At 34.4% G+C, this 19241-nt stretch carries 13 protein-coding genes; 6 read left to right on the plus strand and 7 right to left on the minus strand.

Annotated elements, in window-relative coordinates; translation table 11 throughout:
• Positions 1-81 precede the first annotated feature (81 nt).
• A complete protein-coding gene (locus tag AsAng_RS24550) occupies positions 82-618 on the minus strand; it encodes a hypothetical protein (protein ID WP_264789761.1) in 537 nt (178 codons plus the stop codon).
• Between the two features lie 14 nt (positions 619-632).
• The gene (locus tag AsAng_RS24555) at positions 633-935 is read right to left on the minus strand and encodes a hypothetical protein (RefSeq protein WP_264789762.1); all 303 of its coding nucleotides are present in this window, start codon (positions 933-935) and stop codon (positions 633-635) included.
• Between the two features lie 582 nt (positions 936-1517).
• On the opposite strand from AsAng_RS24555, the gene AsAng_RS24560 reads away from it, so the two are divergent.
• Genes AsAng_RS24560 through AsAng_RS24575 form a run of 4 tightly spaced genes read left to right on the plus strand, consistent with a single transcriptional unit; the run spans position 1518 to position 7347 of the window.
• The gene (locus AsAng_RS24560; protein WP_264789763.1) at positions 1518-3149 is read left to right on the plus strand and encodes an HsdM family class I SAM-dependent methyltransferase; all 1632 of its coding nucleotides are present in this window, start codon (positions 1518-1520) and stop codon (positions 3147-3149) included.
• A gap of 5 nt (positions 3150-3154) precedes the next feature.
• Positions 3155-4606, plus strand: a complete 1452-nt coding sequence (locus tag AsAng_RS24565; protein ID WP_264789764.1) for a restriction endonuclease subunit S — start codon at positions 3155-3157, stop codon at positions 4604-4606.
• A complete protein-coding gene (locus tag AsAng_RS24570) occupies positions 4587-6332 on the plus strand; it encodes a restriction system-associated AAA family ATPase (protein WP_264789765.1) in 1746 nt (581 codons plus the stop codon). The genes AsAng_RS24565 and AsAng_RS24570 overlap by 20 nt, the downstream gene beginning before the upstream one ends.
• Positions 6325-7347 carry a hypothetical protein gene (locus tag AsAng_RS24575; RefSeq protein WP_264789767.1) on the plus strand — a complete coding sequence of 341 codons (1023 nt, stop codon included), beginning with the start codon at positions 6325-6327 and terminating at the stop codon, positions 7345-7347. The genes AsAng_RS24570 and AsAng_RS24575 overlap by 8 nt, the downstream gene beginning before the upstream one ends.
• 31 nt (positions 7348-7378) lie before the next feature.
• Here the strand turns inward: AsAng_RS24575 and AsAng_RS24580 are convergent, their stop codons facing one another.
• Positions 7379-7783 carry a hypothetical protein gene (locus tag AsAng_RS24580; protein WP_264789768.1) on the minus strand — a complete coding sequence of 135 codons (405 nt, stop codon included), beginning with the start codon at positions 7781-7783 and terminating at the stop codon, positions 7379-7381.
• A 265-nt stretch (positions 7784-8048) separates the two neighbouring features.
• Between AsAng_RS24580 and AsAng_RS24585 the strand changes: the two genes are divergently transcribed.
• Entirely contained in the window at positions 8049-8855 is an 807-nt protein-coding gene (locus tag AsAng_RS24585; RefSeq protein WP_264789769.1) for a metallophosphoesterase, read from the plus strand.
• Positions 8856-8893: 38 nt separating this feature from the next.
• Here AsAng_RS24585 and AsAng_RS24590 read toward each other — a convergent pair whose 3' ends face one another.
• Positions 8894-11686, minus strand: coding sequence for a CHAT domain-containing protein (locus tag AsAng_RS24590; protein WP_264789771.1), 2793 nt, complete (start codon positions 11684-11686; stop codon positions 8894-8896).
• Between the two features lie 323 nt (positions 11687-12009).
• On the opposite strand from AsAng_RS24590, the gene AsAng_RS24595 reads away from it, so the two are divergent.
• A complete protein-coding gene (locus tag AsAng_RS24595) occupies positions 12010-13206 on the plus strand; it encodes a prolipoprotein diacylglyceryl transferase (protein ID WP_264789772.1) in 1197 nt (398 codons plus the stop codon).
• A gap of 51 nt (positions 13207-13257) precedes the next feature.
• Here AsAng_RS24595 and AsAng_RS24600 read toward each other — a convergent pair whose 3' ends face one another.
• The 3 genes from AsAng_RS24600 to uvrA form a co-directional block, all read right to left on the minus strand.
• Positions 13258-14673, minus strand: a complete 1416-nt coding sequence (locus tag AsAng_RS24600; RefSeq protein WP_264789773.1) for a hypothetical protein — start codon at positions 14671-14673, stop codon at positions 13258-13260.
• 171 nt (positions 14674-14844) lie between these two features.
• Positions 14845-15945 (minus strand): aminopeptidase, encoded by a 1101-nt coding sequence (locus AsAng_RS24605; protein ID WP_264789774.1) that lies wholly within the window; start codon positions 15943-15945, stop codon positions 14845-14847.
• Positions 15946-16136: 191 nt separating this feature from the next.
• Entirely contained in the window at positions 16137-18917 is a 2781-nt protein-coding gene (uvrA, locus tag AsAng_RS24610; protein ID WP_264789775.1) for an excinuclease ABC subunit UvrA, read from the minus strand.
• Positions 18918-19241: the final 324 nt, after the last annotated feature.

The following is a 19241-nucleotide window of genomic DNA, read 5'->3' on the forward strand; positions in this document are numbered from 1 at the left end:
CCGCAAATAATTGATTTTTAATTGTTTGTGGCTTTTGTCGTTTTGGGGTTGCTCTTGTGCTGTTGAAACTGTTTAATATTCTTATTGCATTTTGACGGTTTTTGTACGGATTCTTTGAAAAATCATTTTTCTGTGACGAATAAAATACATAAAAACAATTGCAAAGTGTTTGTCATCATCTGCATCAACGTGAATGCCATTGATACGCAAACCTGTTCCACATTTTGCCAATCCTGCTAATACAGTAAGTGTGTTTGCTCCAAATGTACTGCCAATTTCTAAGCGAGCATCTACGGCAGTCAATAAGCCAAAGATTGGCAAACTGTCCTTGTCAACACCGGTTAATACAGTTGTTTTAGTAGGGTTTCCATCTATTTCAGGTAAAAAGACAGTTAAAGAAATTTCTCCCTCTTCTGAATGTCCTTTACGGTTAGCAATTAAAGAATAGTTAGAGCCAACAATACCGCCCATTTCTTCAACATCGTTAATCAATTCAATTTCTGCTGTTCCTTCTGGCAAAGGAGCGTAGGAGTTTTTGCCTTTTACTTTTGCGTGTGGTGTAGCAATGCACAAATCGGCTAAAATAGGGGTGTAAATACGAATGACTTCTTGGTTCATCTTAATATATGGGTTTAAAGAGTTGTTTTAAATAAGAATACAATTGTTTGAATTTGAGATAGAGCCATTTGAAAGATTTGCAAATGAGTTTTTGATTGGTCATGAATAAAAAGACACTTTAGGGTGTCAAGTATTATGATAATGCCTTGTTGATACTCGATGCTTTGAGAGAGCGTGATAATGGTGTTAGCGTGATTGTGCAAACCAATGAAATTGAGTTTCATGATAAGACTGTCAATGCCATCGCTAAGATTGTAAATACCAACATTAAAAAAGGTGAGTAGCCATGTAATGGGCTTAGAGAAAAATGCTTTCATTCTAAAGGAGTTTTTTCTTGATAATCATTAATAGTAAAATTGTTGTACCAATCAAGCCAATGGTCAAATAATCAAATTTGATCTCGATCACAATGTTATCAGGGATAAGCATAAAAAAGGGTTTAGTTGCTCATGATAAAATGGTTTTAAGGATTAGTTTCGGTTTGTTTAGTTGATAGTACAAAGATGCAGCAAAAAACACCAAAAAAGCGAGTTTTGAAGGCTGTTTTTGTGCATTTTATGGCGTATTTCAGGCGATTACGCCTAGTGGCTGTTATCCTAAAAACTTAGGCGTATATGTTTGTTTGAGGGGGGGCGAAAGGGGGAGTTGGGGAAATACGAGATGTGGTTTGTTTTATTTCATGAATGCATTATTGATAAGTATGAAAATAGACTGCCTTTGAGTATTTAGTGTTTGAATAATTTAGTTTAGTAATTGTAGTTTTGTTGCAACAAATTACTTATGTAATTGGAATTAAACCCATCATTAGTTTTGTCAACTCTTCTCTTCTATGTATTTTACCACAAATACAACTTCGTATAAAATTCAATATTACTTAAGTAATTACACAAAGAAAAACGATGCAAAATCCAATAATTAAAGCTAAAGTTCAATCCTTATGGGATAGGCTATGGGCAGGAGGACTTTCTAATCCCATCACTGCTATAGAACAAATTTCGTTTTTACTTTTCATGAAACGACTGGAGAAAATTAAACCTGATATAAATGAAGAACATGTATGGAGTTTTTATAGGGGCATAAAGGGCGAAAAACTAGTAAAACATGTGAAAGAGGATGTTTTTGAATATATAAAAATTAAATTAGCAAATGAGAGTGAACCATTTGCTAAGGCTATGGTTGATGCTACTTTTAGAATAACTAATCCTACGTTGTTAGAAGACGCCATTCAGTTTATTGATGACATATATATAGAAATAGAAAAAGAAGAAGCAAAGAACCAATATTTTCAGGATATTCAAGGTGATTTATATGAGCATTTATTAAGGCATACAAGTGAGGCAGGAAAGAATGGACAATTTAGAACTCCTCGACATATAATTCAGATGATGTGTGAAATGCTTGATCCTGATTTCGATGGGAAAATATGCGATTTAGCAAGTGGGTCGGCTGGATTTTTAGTAGGAGCATATCAGTATATAATAACAAAGTATTCAGAAGAAATTAAATCTGATGAAAATGGATTACCAAAAGGATTGGATGGGAACAAATTAGATGAAGCACAAAAAAAGAAACTCAAAGAAGAAACTTTCTTTGGGTTTGATATTGACCAAACTATGGTACGGATTGGTATGATGAATCTAATGATGCATGGTATTACTAAACCCAATATAATTCACCTTGATACTCTTTCAGAGGAATATGAAAACTATGAATCAAATAGGACTCTTGATGAGATAAGTGATGCTTTTCAAGAAGGAAAACTTGAGTTTACAGGAAGTATAAATGAAGAGGAAGGTGGAATGGAAGTCACTAAAATAGACCAATCTGCCGAAAAGTATAGCTATATTTTAGCTAATCCTCCATTTACTGGTAAAATTAATAGTCTTACAGTAAGTGAAAATTTAGACAGAACTTATCCTCCTAAATATAAAGAGGATAAACGAGTTAAACAGACAGTACAATCTGAATTGTTGTTTTTAGAAAGAATTGTATTTATGCTTGAAGTTGGAGGACGAGCTGCTGTAATTGTACCAGAAGGTGTATTGTTTAATGCAGGAAAAGCTCATAAAAAAATTCGGGAAATTTTAATGATGGATTGTAATTTACAAGGAATTGTTTCTTTACCAGAAGGGGCTTTCTTGCCGTATACAGGAGTTAAGACATCTATTTTATTGTTTGAAAAAAGGGAATTAAGAGGAGAAGTGCCTCAATCTATAGATGTTTGGTTTTATGAATTAAAATCAGATGGTTATTCTTTAGATTCTAATAGAAGAAGATTGAAAGAAAGCCCTTTACCTATAGCTATAAATGAATGGAAAGAACGAAATAAAAAAAATCAAAATAATAAAAAGCTACAACATTTTTCCATTCCATTTGAAGAGATTAAGCAGAATGGATTTGAGTTAAACTTCAATTTATATAAAGAATTTATTTATGAAAATCAAAGTTTAAGAAAACCTGATAGTATTTTAGACCAATTGTCAGAATTAGAAAAAGAAATATTGGTTGGTATAGAAGATTTGAAAAAATAGGAAATATGATGGAGTATAAGCTAGGAGATATTTGTTTTATACAAAGTGGGGGAACTCCAAAAAGGTCAAATAAAAAATTTTATTCCCCTGCTTTTATTCCATGGGTTAAGATAGGAGATTTGGGGGAAAATGAAGTAATCTTTAAAACAGAGGAAAGCTTAAGTGAAGATGGACTCATTGCTATAAATAATAGAATCTTCCCCAAGGGAACTATTCTACTTGCTCTGTATGGTGCGACATTAGGGAAAACAGGGATTGCAGGGATAGAGTTAACTTCTAATCAGGCTATTTTAGGCATTAATACATTAGATGATAAAATACTCCTGAATCAATACCTAAAATATTGGCTAGACTTTAATGTGAAGAAGTTTCAGTTTGAGGGAAAAGGAGGAACTTACAAGAATTTGAGTAAAAAGTATATTAGTAACTTGAAAATATCTATTCCCTCAATAGATGTGCAAAGAATTGCGGTTCAAAAAATTAATAAAATAATAAATCTGTTAGATAAAAGGCAATTAACCATTGATTTACTTGATGAGTATCTAGAAAGTCTTTTTGTGCATACTTTTCTTGAAAACTCCATGTCTAAAAATTGGCAAATCCTTCCTATTTCAGATATTGTTAAATCTTCGACATATGGAACATCTAAAAAAGCAAATTTAGAGAAAAGGGGAATGCCTATTCTGAGGATGAATAATATTACCTATAAAGGAGAGTTAAATTTAGAGAAGTTGAAGTGGGTAGAATATACAGCATCAGAAAAAAATAAATATAAACTAAGTAATGGGGATGTGTTATTCAATCGAACTAATAGTAAAGAGTTAGTTGGTAAGACGGCTGTATGGGATCGAGGGGAAGGATTTACCTACGCAGGTTATTTGGTGAAGTTTGTATTAAACTTTGAGATAGTTAATCCATATTATTTTAGTAGTTTCTTAAATTCAAATTTTGGAAAGAAAATATTATACCACAAGGCTCGTCCTTCAGGTAATATGGTTAATTTTAGCCCTCCTTTGTTAAAAAAGGAAAATATTTTGGTCCCTCCAATTGAATTACAGAATGAATTTGAGAATTCTTATAAAAAGATAAAAATTCATAAACAGAAGCTATTAAAATCTAGAATTTTAATAGAAGAGTTGTTGCAAGCTTTTATTTATCAGACATTTTTTTTGCAAGAAAAACTTAAAGTAAAAGATGAGATTTCTACATTATTGTATGATAATGTTCAATTAGAATTATTTCTCAACACTTTTAATGCGTCAGATTTCCAAAGTATTGATCAATACAATATTGAAGTTGAAAAATTGTTTAAAATTTTGGAGAAAACAAATTTAAGAATTAAAGAAAATGAAGAATTTAGAAATGGAATAATCCAATTGAAAAAAGGAAACAAAGTAGAGCTAATAGCTCGAAAGGATTACTTGAACCAAATAATTAATGAAACTAAAGAGTCTTAAAATACAATCAAAATTTAGAAGTTTAAGTGCTTCTTTTGAAATTGACTTTAGATATCCTTTTGAAGAAGGGATTTCAGAAGATGAGTTGAATAGATTCCACCCATTTTGTTTTGCAGGGTTGAATGGAAGTGGAAAATCAAATGTACTAGAGGCATTAGCTAATATTTTTTACTATATAGAAGGTTGTGTGAACGTTAACCAACCTGATAATTTTTGTGATGTTTTTAGTTATGAAGAATCTATGCCAAATGCTTTTGATTTAGAGTATTTTATTGTTCCTAAATTTGGAGATGACTATATAAAAAATCACGATTATGTTATTGAACGTCTAAATAAAGTTATTCTATCAAAAAAAGAAGGAGAAATAGTTAGGATGTTTATTCAGCCCTATCCATTTAGTGATGATAAAACAATTGAAGAGCAAAGAGTAAAACCTACTGATGCAGAAATTAGGGATAGGCGTTCTGCCCCAGCCAAAGCTTTTTTACCTAATTTAGTTATTGCTTATTCTTCAGGAGAGAATGAAATTTTAAGTATCCCTTTTCTGAAAACAAGGTTATTACAATATGATGAATATAAAGAACACCTACTTAAAAATTATGAATATAATAAACCAGAAAGTAGTTTAATTTATATTGATTATGAAATGAGCCAAGCTGTATTATTGGCTAATCTAATTTTTAATAATAACAAAGATAATGGTGATGTATTAAAACCAATTCGAGATGAATTAGGAATTTTAAATGTTGCTAGATTTAGAATGAATCTTAGACCCCATAGATTAGAGGAGAATAAAAAATATAGAATATTAGATCAAGTGTACAGTAAAGAAAATGAACAGGAGGATAGAATTATAAATAAATTCAAAAATTGTTCTACTTGTTATTTTGAATCAGAGGATCATTTGGTTTTAGATTTTTGGATTAATGAAGCAACAAAAGATGCTTTTTGTGATAATTTTGATGGGATTTTTGATTTATTTCAAGCCTTTCAGCTTCTCTATACTTTAAATTATCGTGCATTGTCTCCTTCTATTAAAACTGATGTTTACCAATCAAAGGGGTATTATACTGATGGTAAAATTCCTGAGCCATCCCCTTATGAACAAGCATTTCATTTTTTAGATTACTATATTGAAAAAGAAATAAAAGAAACAGGTGAGGTTATAAATCTCTTATTGAAAAACTTATCTGATGGAGAGCAGCAGTTTCTTCATAGTCTTGGTATTTGTTTAATGTTAAAAAATAGAAATGCACTATTATTATTAGATGAGCCAGAAACTCACTTTAACCCTGATTGGAGGTCAAAATTCATAAGGACTTTAAAACTCAGTTTAGAGAAAAGCAATAGTAATAATTTGATGCGTGATATTATTATTACATCTCATTCGCCGTTTATTATATCGGACTGTTTACCTGATAATGTTTTTATTTTTAAAAGAAATAAAGAAGATGAATATAAAGTAATTTGCGAAAGACCTGATTTTAATACTTATGGTACTTCGATTGATATAATAATGGAGCAAATTTTTAAAAAAAGAGCAACTATTGGTGATTTGTCGAAAAGTGAGTTAGTTTATGATATAGATAGTATTTCTGATATTGAAGAAATAAAAAAAATAAAAAAGGAAGTTTCTTCTAGAATGGGAGACTCTCTTGAAAAAGTTTTTTTGTATGATAGGCTAAATAGAAAAGAACGACAATTAAAAAAGGATCAAAATGCTTAGAACCTTCCAACTAATAGACCACCCTATTCAAAACTTACACGAATTAGTTCAACACCTAGTATGTGAGGTTTGGTGTAAGGCAGATGAAAATGGATATGAAAATAAAATTCATATTGATTTTAAACCTATTGTTGATGCTTATGATTGGTTAGAAAATGAGATTAAAGATATATATGAAATTTGTAAAAATATTGATAATCTTCAAGCTATTTCAGATGCATTTGTTATAAATAATAAAATTGAAGAACTTTGTGAGGGACAGATTCAACCTGTATATTTAGATGCTTTACCTGATGTTGTTGAAAAAAGAATGAAGCCTCTTTTTGTGAAGTTCTATAATGAACTATTAGAGAGAGCAAAAGTCTACCATACTTATGGTACTAAGAAAGACTATTTTAACGAAATCTATAAAAAAAACCCTTACTCAACTTGTCCTTGTTGTGGGTATCATATAATGAAATCAAATAGGAGTAAGGGACGAGAAGCATTTGACCACTATTTACCCAAAAAATTATACCCTTTTGCAAGTATTAATTTTTTAAACCTAATTCCTCTGTGTTATGAATGTAATTCAACTTATAAGGGAGAAACTGATACTATTGAGAATGGTAGAAAAGCATTTTATCCCTTTAGTATAGATAAAACAGAAATAGCAATTTCTATGGTTTTGTCAAAAGGAATTGATTTTGACAATTTGGAAGAAAATGATATTGATATTTCTTTTACTTCACCTCATCAAGAAAAGGTGGATACATGGAATGAACTTTTTGGTATGTCTGATAGGTATTTTGAAAAGATTGAACAATTCAGTTTTTCTTTTTTGAACAGACTTTTGGGAAGACTTAGAAAAAGAAGAAAAGATAATCCAGAATTGAAATTTAAGGATATTCTAACGGATACTATTGACGATTATAGGAATGACCCTTTTTTAGAATTTCATTATTTAAAAATCCCTTTGATGAATTCAATATTGAGTGATGGTATACTTGCCAAATCTTATGATGAAGCTGGGTGAAAACTTGAAAATAAAAGAATTCAAGAGGTATTTATTTCTTAGTAAAAGAAAATAATTTAAAACCTAGTTTGATAGAATGAACATTCTGCAAAACATCATAATCATAACCAATCGCCCAACCTTTAGCAGAAACAAACTGCAAACCAAGAGTAACACTAGAAAATTGATTGACATTACCACCACCACCACCAGTTAGCAGCAAGGTACTAACTGGCATTGGATAAGGCTTAGAAATTTCAACGGTTTTAGTAATCAGTTTAGGTACTTTCAATTTATAATCCAAAGGATTATTCAATAGCTGCCCTTTTATGGTAGATTCATAATAGAGCGTCAAATTTTCATCACTAATACTATCTTGATAAAGTCTTGCCTTTTCATGCTTAGACGTGTCAATTTTAGCCGTTAGAACGGTTTGTAGACTTCCCCTAAGCAGCAACCGTTAGTTAAAAGAAAAAACCTTATCTTTGACCTCTACCCCAAAAGTGATCTACTCCCAAATTTCAAAAAAGGGCATAGCCCTCATAAATTAGATTATTGGTAGGCAAAATGAAGTCTGTTATTCTACTCATTAATTTTATTTTTCTAAAAGATAGAGTGTAAAGTTATTATATTAGAGTGAACAACAACAATATCATTGATCACAATAAGCATTGACGGGTTTTATGATAGCCAATCAATTGCCATAAAAAGAGCAACCCTATATGAGAGTTTGGGCAACATCAGACCTACACATTGACTATAAAGAAAACTTAGATTGGTTTTTACAACTCTCAGAAATGGATTATCAGCAAGACATATTAGTTATTGCAGGAGATATTACCCATGATTTAAAAGAAGTTCAGAAACTATTTGAATCCTTGGTACCCAAGTTTTTTAAGGTGTTATTTGTGCCAGGCAATCACGATGTGTGGCTCAAAGCAAAAGGAGAGGAGGATTCTTTTAAAAAATTCTATCAATTGTTAGCATTGGCAAACGCAACGGGAGTTCAGACAAGACCTTTTGTGAGTCCTGCTTTAAGTATTGTACCCATATTTGCTTGGTATGATTTTTCTTTTGGGCAACCTTCTGCGGCAATCCGACGAGCTTGGGTTGATTTTAAGGCTTGTAAATGGATGATGGAGGAAGAGGCATTGACCGATTATTTTTTACAAATGAATGAACCCTTTTTGCAACAAAAAAGCAAAGAAATTATCTCTTTCTCTCACTTCTTACCTAGAGCCTCATTAATCCCTTCTAATGTCCCAAAGCTCGTCAAATCTTTACTGCCTGTTTTTGGCTCTAGCAGAATTGAAGAACAGCTAAAACGATTAAAGACAGATTTACACATTTATGGGCACAGCCATCTTAATAGAAGTGTTCAAAAAGATGGAATTTGGTACCTAAACAATGCCTTTGGTTACCCCCATGAAGCACATATTTGCCGTAAAAAGCTCCTAGCCGTTTATGAAAATGGAACGGTAGTAAGGGGAATAAAACAATGGCCAGTTGGTCCTAAAGAATCGGATTAATGATGTTTTAGGAGAGTAATGCTATCCTTTTTTCCTATTTATCTCTGACGGTACCAACGAAAGAATCCATACCCCAATAACACAACCAATAAAGCAAGCCCACTCATCATCATCATGCCCATCTCTTTGAACGTTTTACCTGATTTTGCGACTAACTCTAGCGCTTCGACATCTCCAGTTTGAACAAATGCAGCCCAAAAAGCTGGATGTAAAGCGGCTTTATTATGTTGGTCTGATAAATAATCTAATTTAGCGGCTCTTAATGCTTTTTCTTTGGTCCAGCCCTTGGCAATATTAACATAAAAATTCTTCATAATTTGGCTGGTCGAAAAATCATTGACCTGCCATAAACTCATCAGAATAGAAGATGCGCCAGCATAAGAAAAAGAGTGCGCTAAGGACATTACCCCTTCGCCTTGTTGAAACTTTCCATAGCCTGTTTCACAAGCAGATAAAACCACCAAATCTGCGTTTAAATCCAGTTGTGCAATTTCATAGGCACGTAAAAAATTATCTTCTACCGTGGAACTATCTTCAGAAAAAACTAAGCTAGATAGGATTGGGTTTTTGTTGTCCAAAACTCCATGCATAGCCAAGTGGATAATACCATAATCAGCGGCATTCTTTTTAAAATTACGCTCGCTTGCTGTCAACCCATTATGAAATTCTCCAAATAAATACTGTTGCATGAGCTCTACCTCTTTTTGTGCGCCTGGTAAGGGTTGCAGACCTTCTCGAACGATTCCAATATTTCCGCTGCGTTGATGGCTGAATGAATTGGCTGAAACTTTAGGGTATTCAGCCGCAAAGGCAAGAACTCCACGTTTGGGGACATTACGACTTTGTTGACGCTGTTCTTGTCCCATTAAGATCGTCGCAGAATAACTGTAGCTAATTGGATATTCTTTTAATAAATAAGGATAATTGGCAAAATCCAATGCTTTTTGAGGGGCAGTGGTCAAAAACGTTTCAAAAGGTAAGTGGCCTAAATTTTGGTCGGGAACAATAATAAGATGTTGCCCTTTTGTAGTTTTTGCCAACAATGGTTTTACAAAGGTGGTATAAAAATAACTAGCCGAATTTCTAAACAAAGAATCTGCTTGGACGGAATTTTTGGTAATAAAACGATAATTGGTTAGTGTTTTTCTAAGGTTGAGGGTGTGCTGATTAAATGCTGTGGGATTAAAATTTAAGGGAACAATATCTAAGGTGTTTTTCGTAACGACAAAGGCATAGTGAAATTCTAAGCCTAAAGCGTATTCAATTAAAACCTTATTATCTTTAGCTAGGAAATTTTGAACACTTTCTAAATTACTCAATGCAATGCTATAACGATGTTGATAATAATCGGGATAATCCTTTTGTAAAGATTCTTTAAATTGCTCGATCTTAATGTTTAAATCATTAATCTCTTGTTGAATTTGATTCTGTTCTTCCTTTGTTGCTGCCTCTATTTGACGTTTTTGTAAGTTTTTGAGCGTTGCTTTATAGTTTTTTTCTTTTGTTAGAATCCCTGTTGGCAAATCTAGGAGCTTTTGATTTTCTTTAGAACGCAAGGCATTGACCAATAGGGTTGATTTACTGCGTTCGGAAAAAAAGAAAGCATCTTCAATGTACTGTTTGTCCTTGGTGTGTTGGTGTAATTCATAAGCATAATAGATACTTCGATCAAAAAGAACGGCTGCACCTAGACGAAATAGAATTAATTTATTGGCTTCGGACAAATAGCTGCTCATTAACTTTTCGCCATATTTTGTCATGGCTTTTACAATCTTATATCCATCTTTTAATGCAGTAACATCATTGGTAGCTTCATAAAGGCGTTTGTACATTTCTATGCTGTACATCATAATCCCTGCTTGCCCACAGGTGGCCAAAAAGTCATTTTTGAACATTAAATCATCTGCTTGGTCGGGGATACTAGAAAGACTAGTAAAGGTTAGACTATTGGCTAGAAAGGCATTGGTAAAGGCCTCTTTCGCTCCGTCAAAATCATTTAATGCGGTATAGGCCACTCCATATTGCATCCATACTCGAGCAAAGGTTAAGTCTTTTGTGCTGATAATTTTTTTTGCAATGGGGGTATATTGAAGCAACAAATCTTTGGCTTCTTTTTTACGCTCAACTAAGGCGTAGCATTCTGCCAAATTTGCCGCAATACTAATTGCTAATCGAGGCGATTGTTGAGCAATCTTTAACGCAGCTTCATAATTTTTGATGGCTGCTTTGTAGTTGTAATTGTTTTTGATACAAACCCCTAGGTTGTTGAGTATAATGGCATGATAAATCGTATTGGTTTTGTGCTGTTTTTTTATAATTCTTAGCCCTTCCTTGTACATTGAAATACCTTTGTTCCAGTTTTGGACACGGGTATAGACAAACCCACTTTCATTAAGCGTTTCAAGGTATTCAGGGGACTGAATCCCCAGTGTTTTTTTGACAGTGGTTAGTGCTTCCTCATACATTCCTGCGGCTTCGTTATAGCGAATTAATAGCATATAAGCATTGGCTAAATCCAATAGTGCTTTTACATAACGAATGTCACTTTTTCCGTAAGCTTGATTATTGATCTCCAAAACTTTTTCAAAGACTTCTTTAGCGTACTCATGCTGCCCTAAATGAAGCAATTGTTGACCATAAAGACTTAATTGATGGGCTTGTGAAATATCTTTATCGTTAAGGTGTTCAAGGGTTTCTGAAGATTGACGCAGGCAAACATCCAAGGGAGTCGCACTTAGACTTTTAGAGTACTCTTTGGGAAAGTTGAGCATATCTTGAGCAGAAAGTGGGAATGCATAAAACAGGATAAATAGGAGGTATAAATGTTTCATTGGAGTTGTGATTTATAATGCTAGTTGTGATTATAAGAGCAAAACAATATTAATTCATAAAAGGTTTATCATCGTTAAATAAATGCCTTCCTAAAAGAGCAAAAAAATAGACGATTTATTCAGCAACTATTAGCCTGTTGCCAACATTCCATTTTGTAAAACTTTGAATGTGCTTTATTAAGGATAAGCCAACAAAACTTTATGAGTTTAAAAACAAATAACAAAAGTAGATGTCATTTTTTATTATTAATTTTGACCACCTACTTAAGTAGCAGTAGCAATACAATGCTACTTTTTGACAACTTCAATGAAAAAACACAACTATGTATCCGAATCTAAGATATGCCTTTTACGATATATTTGGAATAGATCTTCCTGCTTTAGCTTTAGTTCAAACCTATGGTTTTTTTCTAGCCCTAACTTTTTTAGCTTGTGGCTTAGCCTTAAGTTTAGATCTTAGGCGTCGAGAAAAATTGGGAATTTTGGAGGGAATAGAAGAGGAACAAACGGTAGGAAAACCGCTATCTATAATTGATATTTTGACCAATGCGCTGTTGGGCTTTGTTTTTGGTTTTAAGGGTGTTTATGCGTTAATGAATCCTGCACCTTTTGTTGGAAATGATGCTAAAACCTATCTATTGTCCATGGAACATGGTTCTTGGGTAGGTGGACTGGTGTTAGCGCTTTTGTTTGCCTATTCAAAATACAGAGAAAAACAAAAAGAATTAATTGAATATCCTACTCCTCAGACCATCCAAAAACTAGTAATGCCCCATCAGAGAGTGAGTGATATTGTTATTGTTGCAGCGATTAGTGGTATTGTTGGCGCTAAGTTGTTGTATATGACAGAAGTTGATTATGTCTCTTGGGAGGCGGCTCTGCGTGACTTTTTTAGTGGTAGTGGATTGACAGTGTATGGTGGATTTATTTTGGCGTTTTTTGTTGTTTCTTATTACATTAGAAGCAAAAAAATTCCACTGAGTCAAATGTTGGATGCTTGTGCTCCTGCTATGATTTTGGGAACGGGCTTGGGGCGTTTGGGCTGCCATTTTTCAGGAGATGGAGATTGGGGAGATCCAAATCGTTATGCAAAACCCTTTAGCTGGATTCCAGATTGGTTGTGGGGATATACCTACCCGAATAATGTTATTAATGAGGGAATTCCAATGGAAGATTGTTTTTATCCTGCTGAGTTTGGCAATTATTGTCATATTTTGAAAGAACCCGTTTTTCCAACACCAATTTATGAGCTCATTATTTGCCTAGTGATTTTTGCCATTTTGTGGACAATCCGTCACAAAGTAACCTTGCATGGAATTGTTTTTTCTGTTTACCTTATTTTTACAGGCTTGGAGCGATTCTTATTGGAAATGATACGAATTAATGACGATTATACCGTAGCTGGCTTTTCGCTTTCACAAGCACAATATATTGCCATTGTTTTGTTCTTTATTGGTATTGTATTAACAGCTATCTTGTTAGGGAAACAGCGAAAAATGAAGGATGCTGAAGCCGAATAATAAGGTTGAATACTTGGGGCTGTATGCTCTGCTCCAAGTATTCAACTCAAATTAATGCAATTGAGGGTTATAATCTACATAGGTCGTAGTGGTGTCCTGAAAATTGAAGTATTCCTTGGGAAGATCTTGATATAAAGTAGCTCCCCACTGTGTTATAAAAAGCTTCGTATGTTTCATTTTGCCCCATTGAGTGAGTCGTTTTCGATCGTCATAAATAATAACAGAACGAGATTCGCCAGATTCTATCGTAGATAACATCCAAAATTCATAAGAACTCCCCCAACTTAGCATCAGTGTATCCATTGGAACATGTTTGGCACTAATGGCTAGCTTTTTATTTTTTGAGGAAGCTGTTTTTTGTAATAATTCTCGTTTCCAATCTAGACAGTCGGTAAATTTTTGGTGCTGAAAACCAATATGTATCAATCGACAACTTATGACCAAACTCAAAAGGATTAGAATACGATTTTTAGGAACGAGGGGTAGTATATCTAAGGCAAATGGAAGGGCTACAAATAAGCTAAGGGGCATATAAAAGGACTCCATATGGAACTGCACATTGTTATGGGGAAAACAGACGTTGACCAAAAATAAATAGCCAAAGAAAAAGGATGCAAGTACCCCAAATTTTAACCATAATTGGTGCTTGCGATAATAGCCCAATAAAATAAATAGAAAGATGGGTAGAAAGTAATAATCCTGAACCACATAAGTTAAAAACCTGTAATTAGAAGGTAGCCCTAAATAATTAGGAAAAGAATTAATAAAATTCTGCATTAGGCTAATGCCACTATTATCATAAGGAGACTTAAAATAAAGTGATTTGACGACTAGGATGATGACAGCAATTGGCAATCCACCGACTAAATACTTTTTATAAGTTGCCTCCTCTGTACTCAAAAATGAGAATAAACTCATGAAGAGAAATAGAATAAAGGCAAGTGGATGAAAAAAGAGTACGGTAATCAGCATCCCTAAGACCAGTAATAGGCGTAGTAGATGTAATTTCTTAGTCGAAATGTGTTTTAATACGGCAAAATAGAGAATGATAAAGGTAATGCTCTCTACTAACTCAGATTGAATCCAATAGAAGGTTTCAGCAACAATCAAAATATCCGTAAATAATAGGGTTATGGCTAGGGTAGGTTGCCTTAATACTTTGAAACAAAGCACAAAAACAAGAGCCTTATAAGCGATAAAACCAACAGAGTAGTTGATCATAATATTCTTCAAGGGCAACCCCAAGGCATGACTAAGATACAAAAAGGACTGCGTAAAAAAAGAGCCAAAACGATGGACTTGTATGGCATAATCTCCATCTTTTATCATGGCAAAAAAGCGAAACGCCACATCTGCAAAAATGGTACGCTCTTTATAAAAGACAATGGCCAATATGGCTAAAATGGCATAGCTAAAAAGCCCTAACCAAAATACTTTCTTGGTGGATATCGTAGGAGAAGAAGGCATAGTAAAGTTATAAGTAAAAAAATGCTTTTTTGACAACCCTCAGGCTCTATCGTGACCAAGAAGTAGCAGTACAGCTAAGTAAACCGTACCGCTAATGCTCAGCTTTTATTTACTAATTCGATTAACGGTGTTGCTACTACGTGGTTGCCAAAGAACAAAAAAAGTTAACTGTTAAAATATAAATTTGCCGCTTTCATAAATCAATTCATCGTCTGCAAAAATTTGCCCTCCATTTTTCATATCTGCAATCATATCCCAGTGGATAGCAGATTGGTTGGTGCCACCGTTTTGTATATAAGCTTGACCAACTGCCATATGTACAGTTCCTCCAATTTTTTCATCAAAGAGGATATTTTTTACAGGAGTTTGTATACGCATATTGGTTCCTATGGCTGCTTCACCAAAACGGCGAGCGCCCTCGTCAATACTAAAGATCTTATCCAATAATTTTTTCCCTTTCTTCGCTTCCCATTTCTCAACCCATCCATCTTTGACCCAAAGGGTAATTCCCTCAACTTCTTCTCCCATAAACATAGATGGATAAGCAAAATGGATAGTTCCATTAACAGAATCGTCAACAGGAGCCGTATAGACTTCTCCAGAAGGCATATTGGTTTTGCCATCTGAATTAATCCACGTTCTTCCTTCAGTAGAAAAATGAATGTCTATTCCATCACCTAAATAACGCATTTTTGTTCTATTGTTGAGCAAATCTACAGCGGCTTGTTGGTTACGGCTAACTTCTTCCCAACAGGCTTGGGGATTTTCATCAAACAAGTGACAGGCATTATAAATAAAATCAGCATAGGCTTCTGGTGAAAGTCCTGCATTTTGCGCATTGGCAAGGGTCGGGTATTCACACAGGGTACGTTTTAACGCTAAGGTCGCTGTTCGTTCAGAATAGCGTTGACGATAAGGTTTTTTGGCAGCTGTTGCAATTTTAGAATGCTCAGCGTTAATGCTTTGAGTGGCACGGCTATAAAAAGGCGCACGGATATAAATATAAGCATCAAACTCTTCCATTGCCAAGGCATAAATAGGATCGATATATTCAAGTTGTGCCGCTTTACTTTCGTTAAGGCGAATGCTATTTTGATCTCTAAAATCCATTTGAATATGTGGAAGACCTCCCGCTCGCAGCACTTCCCTATAAACTTCTCGGACTAATGGCTCGGCTAAAGTGGTAGACTGAACCAATACTCGCTCACCTTCTTTTAGGCTAACGCAGTAATTGACAAGTAGTTGAGCATATTTGTTTAGGATAGATGGCATAATTGCAAATTGTGTTGTTATTAATAAGTTGAAAAGATACAAAAAAATAATACTTTTCGATCAAAAGCAATCTTTTAAGAAGTACTTTCTAGTAAGTTGGTAAGTGAGAGCATGTTCAAGAATGAATTAAAAAACAAAAAGGCGTTGTCAGCCTAAGCCAACAACGCCCTTCTATAGAATAGAAAAATGAATTAACTCATTTTTTCCTTCAAATACTGACCCGTATAAGAATCCTCTACTTCTGTTAATCCCTCTGGTGTACCTTGAAACAACAACTGCCCACCTTTGATACCACCATCACGCCCTAGATCAATCACATAATCAGCTGACTTAATCACATCTAGATTGTGCTCAATGACAATAATGGAATGTCCAATTTCAACCAAGGCATTAAAGGCATCTAGTAGTTTTTGTATATCGTGGAAATGCAGCCCTGTCGTTGGCTCATCAAAAATAAATAGAATCTTTTCTCTACTATTTTCCTTGGCTAAGAAAGAAGCTAATTTTACCCGTTGCGCCTCTCCACCACTAAGCGTACTAGAAGGTTGCCCCAAACCAATATATCCCAAACCAACATCTGCTAAGGGGCGAATTTTAGTAATAATTTCTTCATTGTCTTCAAAGAAAACCAAGGCCTCCTCAACTGTCATATTAAGAATATCGTAGATGTTTTTTTCTTTGTAGCGAATGCCCAAAACTTCTCGTTGAAAACGGAAACCGTTACAGTCGTCACACGTAAGGCGCACATCGGCCAAAAATTGCATGCTGACAATTGTCTCACCAGCTCCTTTACACGTTTCGCAGCGACCCCCCTCTACATTAAACGAGAAATGTTTGGGTTTGAACCCTTTTATCTTAGCAGCCTGTTGACTAGAAAACAACTTGCGAATGGCATCATAGGCTTTTACATAGGTGACAGGATTGGAGCGAGAAGATTTTCCAATAGGTTGTTGATTGACCATTTCTATTCTGTGAATGGACTTTACATCTCCTTCAATGGCACTATGTGCTCCTGGTTTTTCGGTTCCTTCCCCCATTTTATGCATCATAGCAGGGTAAAGAATTTGTTTGATTAAGGTGGTTTTTCCACTTCCACTGACACCAGATACAGCAATAAACACATTCAACGGAAAAGTTACATCAATATCTTTTAGGTTGTGCTGTCTAGCTCCTTTTATTGTGATGGATTCTGTCCAAGTACGACGATTAGGAGGAACCGCAATTTCCATGCGACCACTCATATATTTAGCTGTTAAGCAATCGGCTGCTTCGCTATGGATGTTCTCATAAGGACCTGCAAATACTACTTTTCCGCCATGAACTCCCGCATGAGGGCCAATATCCACCAAATAATCGGCATTGGCAATAATGTCCTCTTCGTGTTCAACAACGACTACCGTGTTGCCTAAGTCTCTAAGCGCTTTAAGCACTTTAACCAAACGAGAAGTGTCTCTAGGATGCAAACCAATACTTGGTTCATCCAAAATGTAGAGTGAACTGGTTAAGTTAGAACCCAAAGAACGTGTTAAGTGAATGCGCTGAATCTCCCCACCAGATAAGGTTGATGAAATGCGGTCAATCGTTAAATAATTGAGACCAACATCCAACATAAACTGCAAACGAGTTGTAATTTCTATAATTAGGCGTCGAGCAACCTCATAATCGGTATCGGACAGCTCCAATTGTTGAAAAAAGGCATAAAAATCTTCAATAGGGATATTGATTAAATCAGCAATCGTTTTACCACCAACATAAACATAGAGGGCCTCTTTGCGCAATCTAGAACCATTGCAAGCAGGACATTTTGTTTTGCCTCTATATCGTGCCAACATAACACGATTTTGAATTTTGTAAGTTTTAGATTCTAGTTCGGCAAAAAACGCATTGATCCCATCAAACAACTCGTTCCCCGTCCACAATAATTGACGTTGTTCTTCGCTAAGTTCTCGATAAGGAGTATGCACAGGGAAATCTATTTTATGGGCAACATTTAATAGCTTTTGGCGCCATTTACCAACTTTTTCACCTCGCCAGCAAACAATTGCCTCTTCAAAGATAGATTTTGTTTTATTGGGAATAACCTTGTCTTCGTCAATTCCCATGACTTGCCCATATCCTTCACAAGAGGGGCAAGCACCAAATGAGCTGTTGAAATTAAATAGTTGAGGACTTGGTTCTTCAAACAGAATGCCATCCAATTCAAATTTATTGTTAAATAAAGCCTCATTGCCATCTGTATCTTGAACCATACAGATGCCGTGCCCTTCTTGGAGTGCAATTTGAGAAGAATCTGCAATTCGTTTTGCATTGTCTTCATCGTCTCTAGTAGAGACAAAACGGTCAATTAGTATTTTTAACTCCTCGGTGGGATTTTCTACACTAGCATGGTCTTCAATTAGCGCCTCAATTTTTTGTAACTTGTTTTTGTACAGTACTCTAGTGTATCCTTTTTGTAATAAAAAGTCTAACGTTTTGGCTAAAGATTGACCTTCTCTTTGCATAAAAGGAATCAGGAGCATTACCCGTTTTCCTACTTCTAAAGACAAAACATAATCAACAACATCAGAAACGGTATGCTTTTTGACTTCTTGATTAGATATAGGTGAAAAAGTTCTTCCAATTCGAGCATAAAGAATTCGTAGGTAATCGTAAATCTCTGTAAGTGTACCAACTGTTGATCGTGCGTTTTTTGTACCAACTTTTTGTTCAATAGCAATGGCAGGACAAAGCCCTTTGATATTGTCAACATCTGGTTTTTTCATTCGCATTAGAAATTGACGAGCATAAGAGGATAAACTCTCTACATAACGACGTTGCCCCTCTGCATAAAGGGTATCAATTGTTAAAGAGGATTTTCCTGAGCCTGAAACTCCTGTTACAACGACCAGCTGATTGTACGGTATCTCAATGTCAATATTTTGTAGATTATTGGCACGAGCACCAAGGATGTGGATAGATTTTTTTTTCGTCATTAATGAAACCTTATAAACTAAAACAGCGTAAATAGTTTAGTTAAAAAAAATACTAAAAAATAGTTTGTGAATATTGATAATTCTAGGCTAAAAAATAAATCAAAACTTTTTTTTTGACAAAACTTCTGCACAAATCAATATATAACTTAAAAAAAAAAATAATTGTTTGAGGGAATGCAGATTGTCTTTAATTGTTAAATAACTAAAAAAATAGTTTAAAAATAACAGAAATTGGCACAAAAAAGTTAACTTTATTTGTTCAAAACTCCACACGACAAAATTTACTTTGTATTATCACCCAACTATTGAGTAGTCTTTGTTGAA

This window comes from Aureispira anguillae, assembly GCF_026000115.1.
Lineage (GTDB): Bacteria > Bacteroidota > Bacteroidia > Chitinophagales > Saprospiraceae > Aureispira > Aureispira anguillae.

Excerpts from the sequence above, each read along its gene's own strand:
- AsAng_RS24550 (WP_264789761.1), bottom strand. The coding sequence starts at position 618 with ATGAACCAAGAAGTCATTCGTATTTACACCCCTATTTTAGCCGATTTG.
- AsAng_RS24555 (WP_264789762.1), bottom strand. The coding sequence starts at position 935 with ATGAAAGCATTTTTCTCTAAGCCCATTACATGGCTACTCACCTTTTTT.
- AsAng_RS24560 (WP_264789763.1), top strand. The coding sequence starts at position 1,518 with ATGCAAAATCCAATAATTAAAGCTAAAGTTCAATCCTTATGGGATAGG.
- AsAng_RS24565 (WP_264789764.1), top strand. The coding sequence starts at position 3,155 with ATGATGGAGTATAAGCTAGGAGATATTTGTTTTATACAAAGTGGGGGA.
- AsAng_RS24570 (WP_264789765.1), top strand. The coding sequence starts at position 4,587 with ATGAAACTAAAGAGTCTTAAAATACAATCAAAATTTAGAAGTTTAAGT.
- AsAng_RS24575 (WP_264789767.1), top strand. The coding sequence starts at position 6,325 with ATGCTTAGAACCTTCCAACTAATAGACCACCCTATTCAAAACTTACAC.
- AsAng_RS24585 (WP_264789769.1), top strand. The coding sequence starts at position 8,049 with ATGAGAGTTTGGGCAACATCAGACCTACACATTGACTATAAAGAAAAC.
- AsAng_RS24590 (WP_264789771.1), bottom strand. The coding sequence starts at position 11,686 with ATGAAACATTTATACCTCCTATTTATCCTGTTTTATGCATTCCCACTT.
- AsAng_RS24595 (WP_264789772.1), top strand. The coding sequence starts at position 12,010 with ATGTATCCGAATCTAAGATATGCCTTTTACGATATATTTGGAATAGAT.
- AsAng_RS24600 (WP_264789773.1), bottom strand. The coding sequence starts at position 14,673 with ATGCCTTCTTCTCCTACGATATCCACCAAGAAAGTATTTTGGTTAGGG.
- AsAng_RS24605 (WP_264789774.1), bottom strand. The coding sequence starts at position 15,945 with ATGCCATCTATCCTAAACAAATATGCTCAACTACTTGTCAATTACTGC.
- uvrA (WP_264789775.1), bottom strand. The coding sequence starts at position 18,917 with ATGACGAAAAAAAAATCTATCCACATCCTTGGTGCTCGTGCCAATAAT.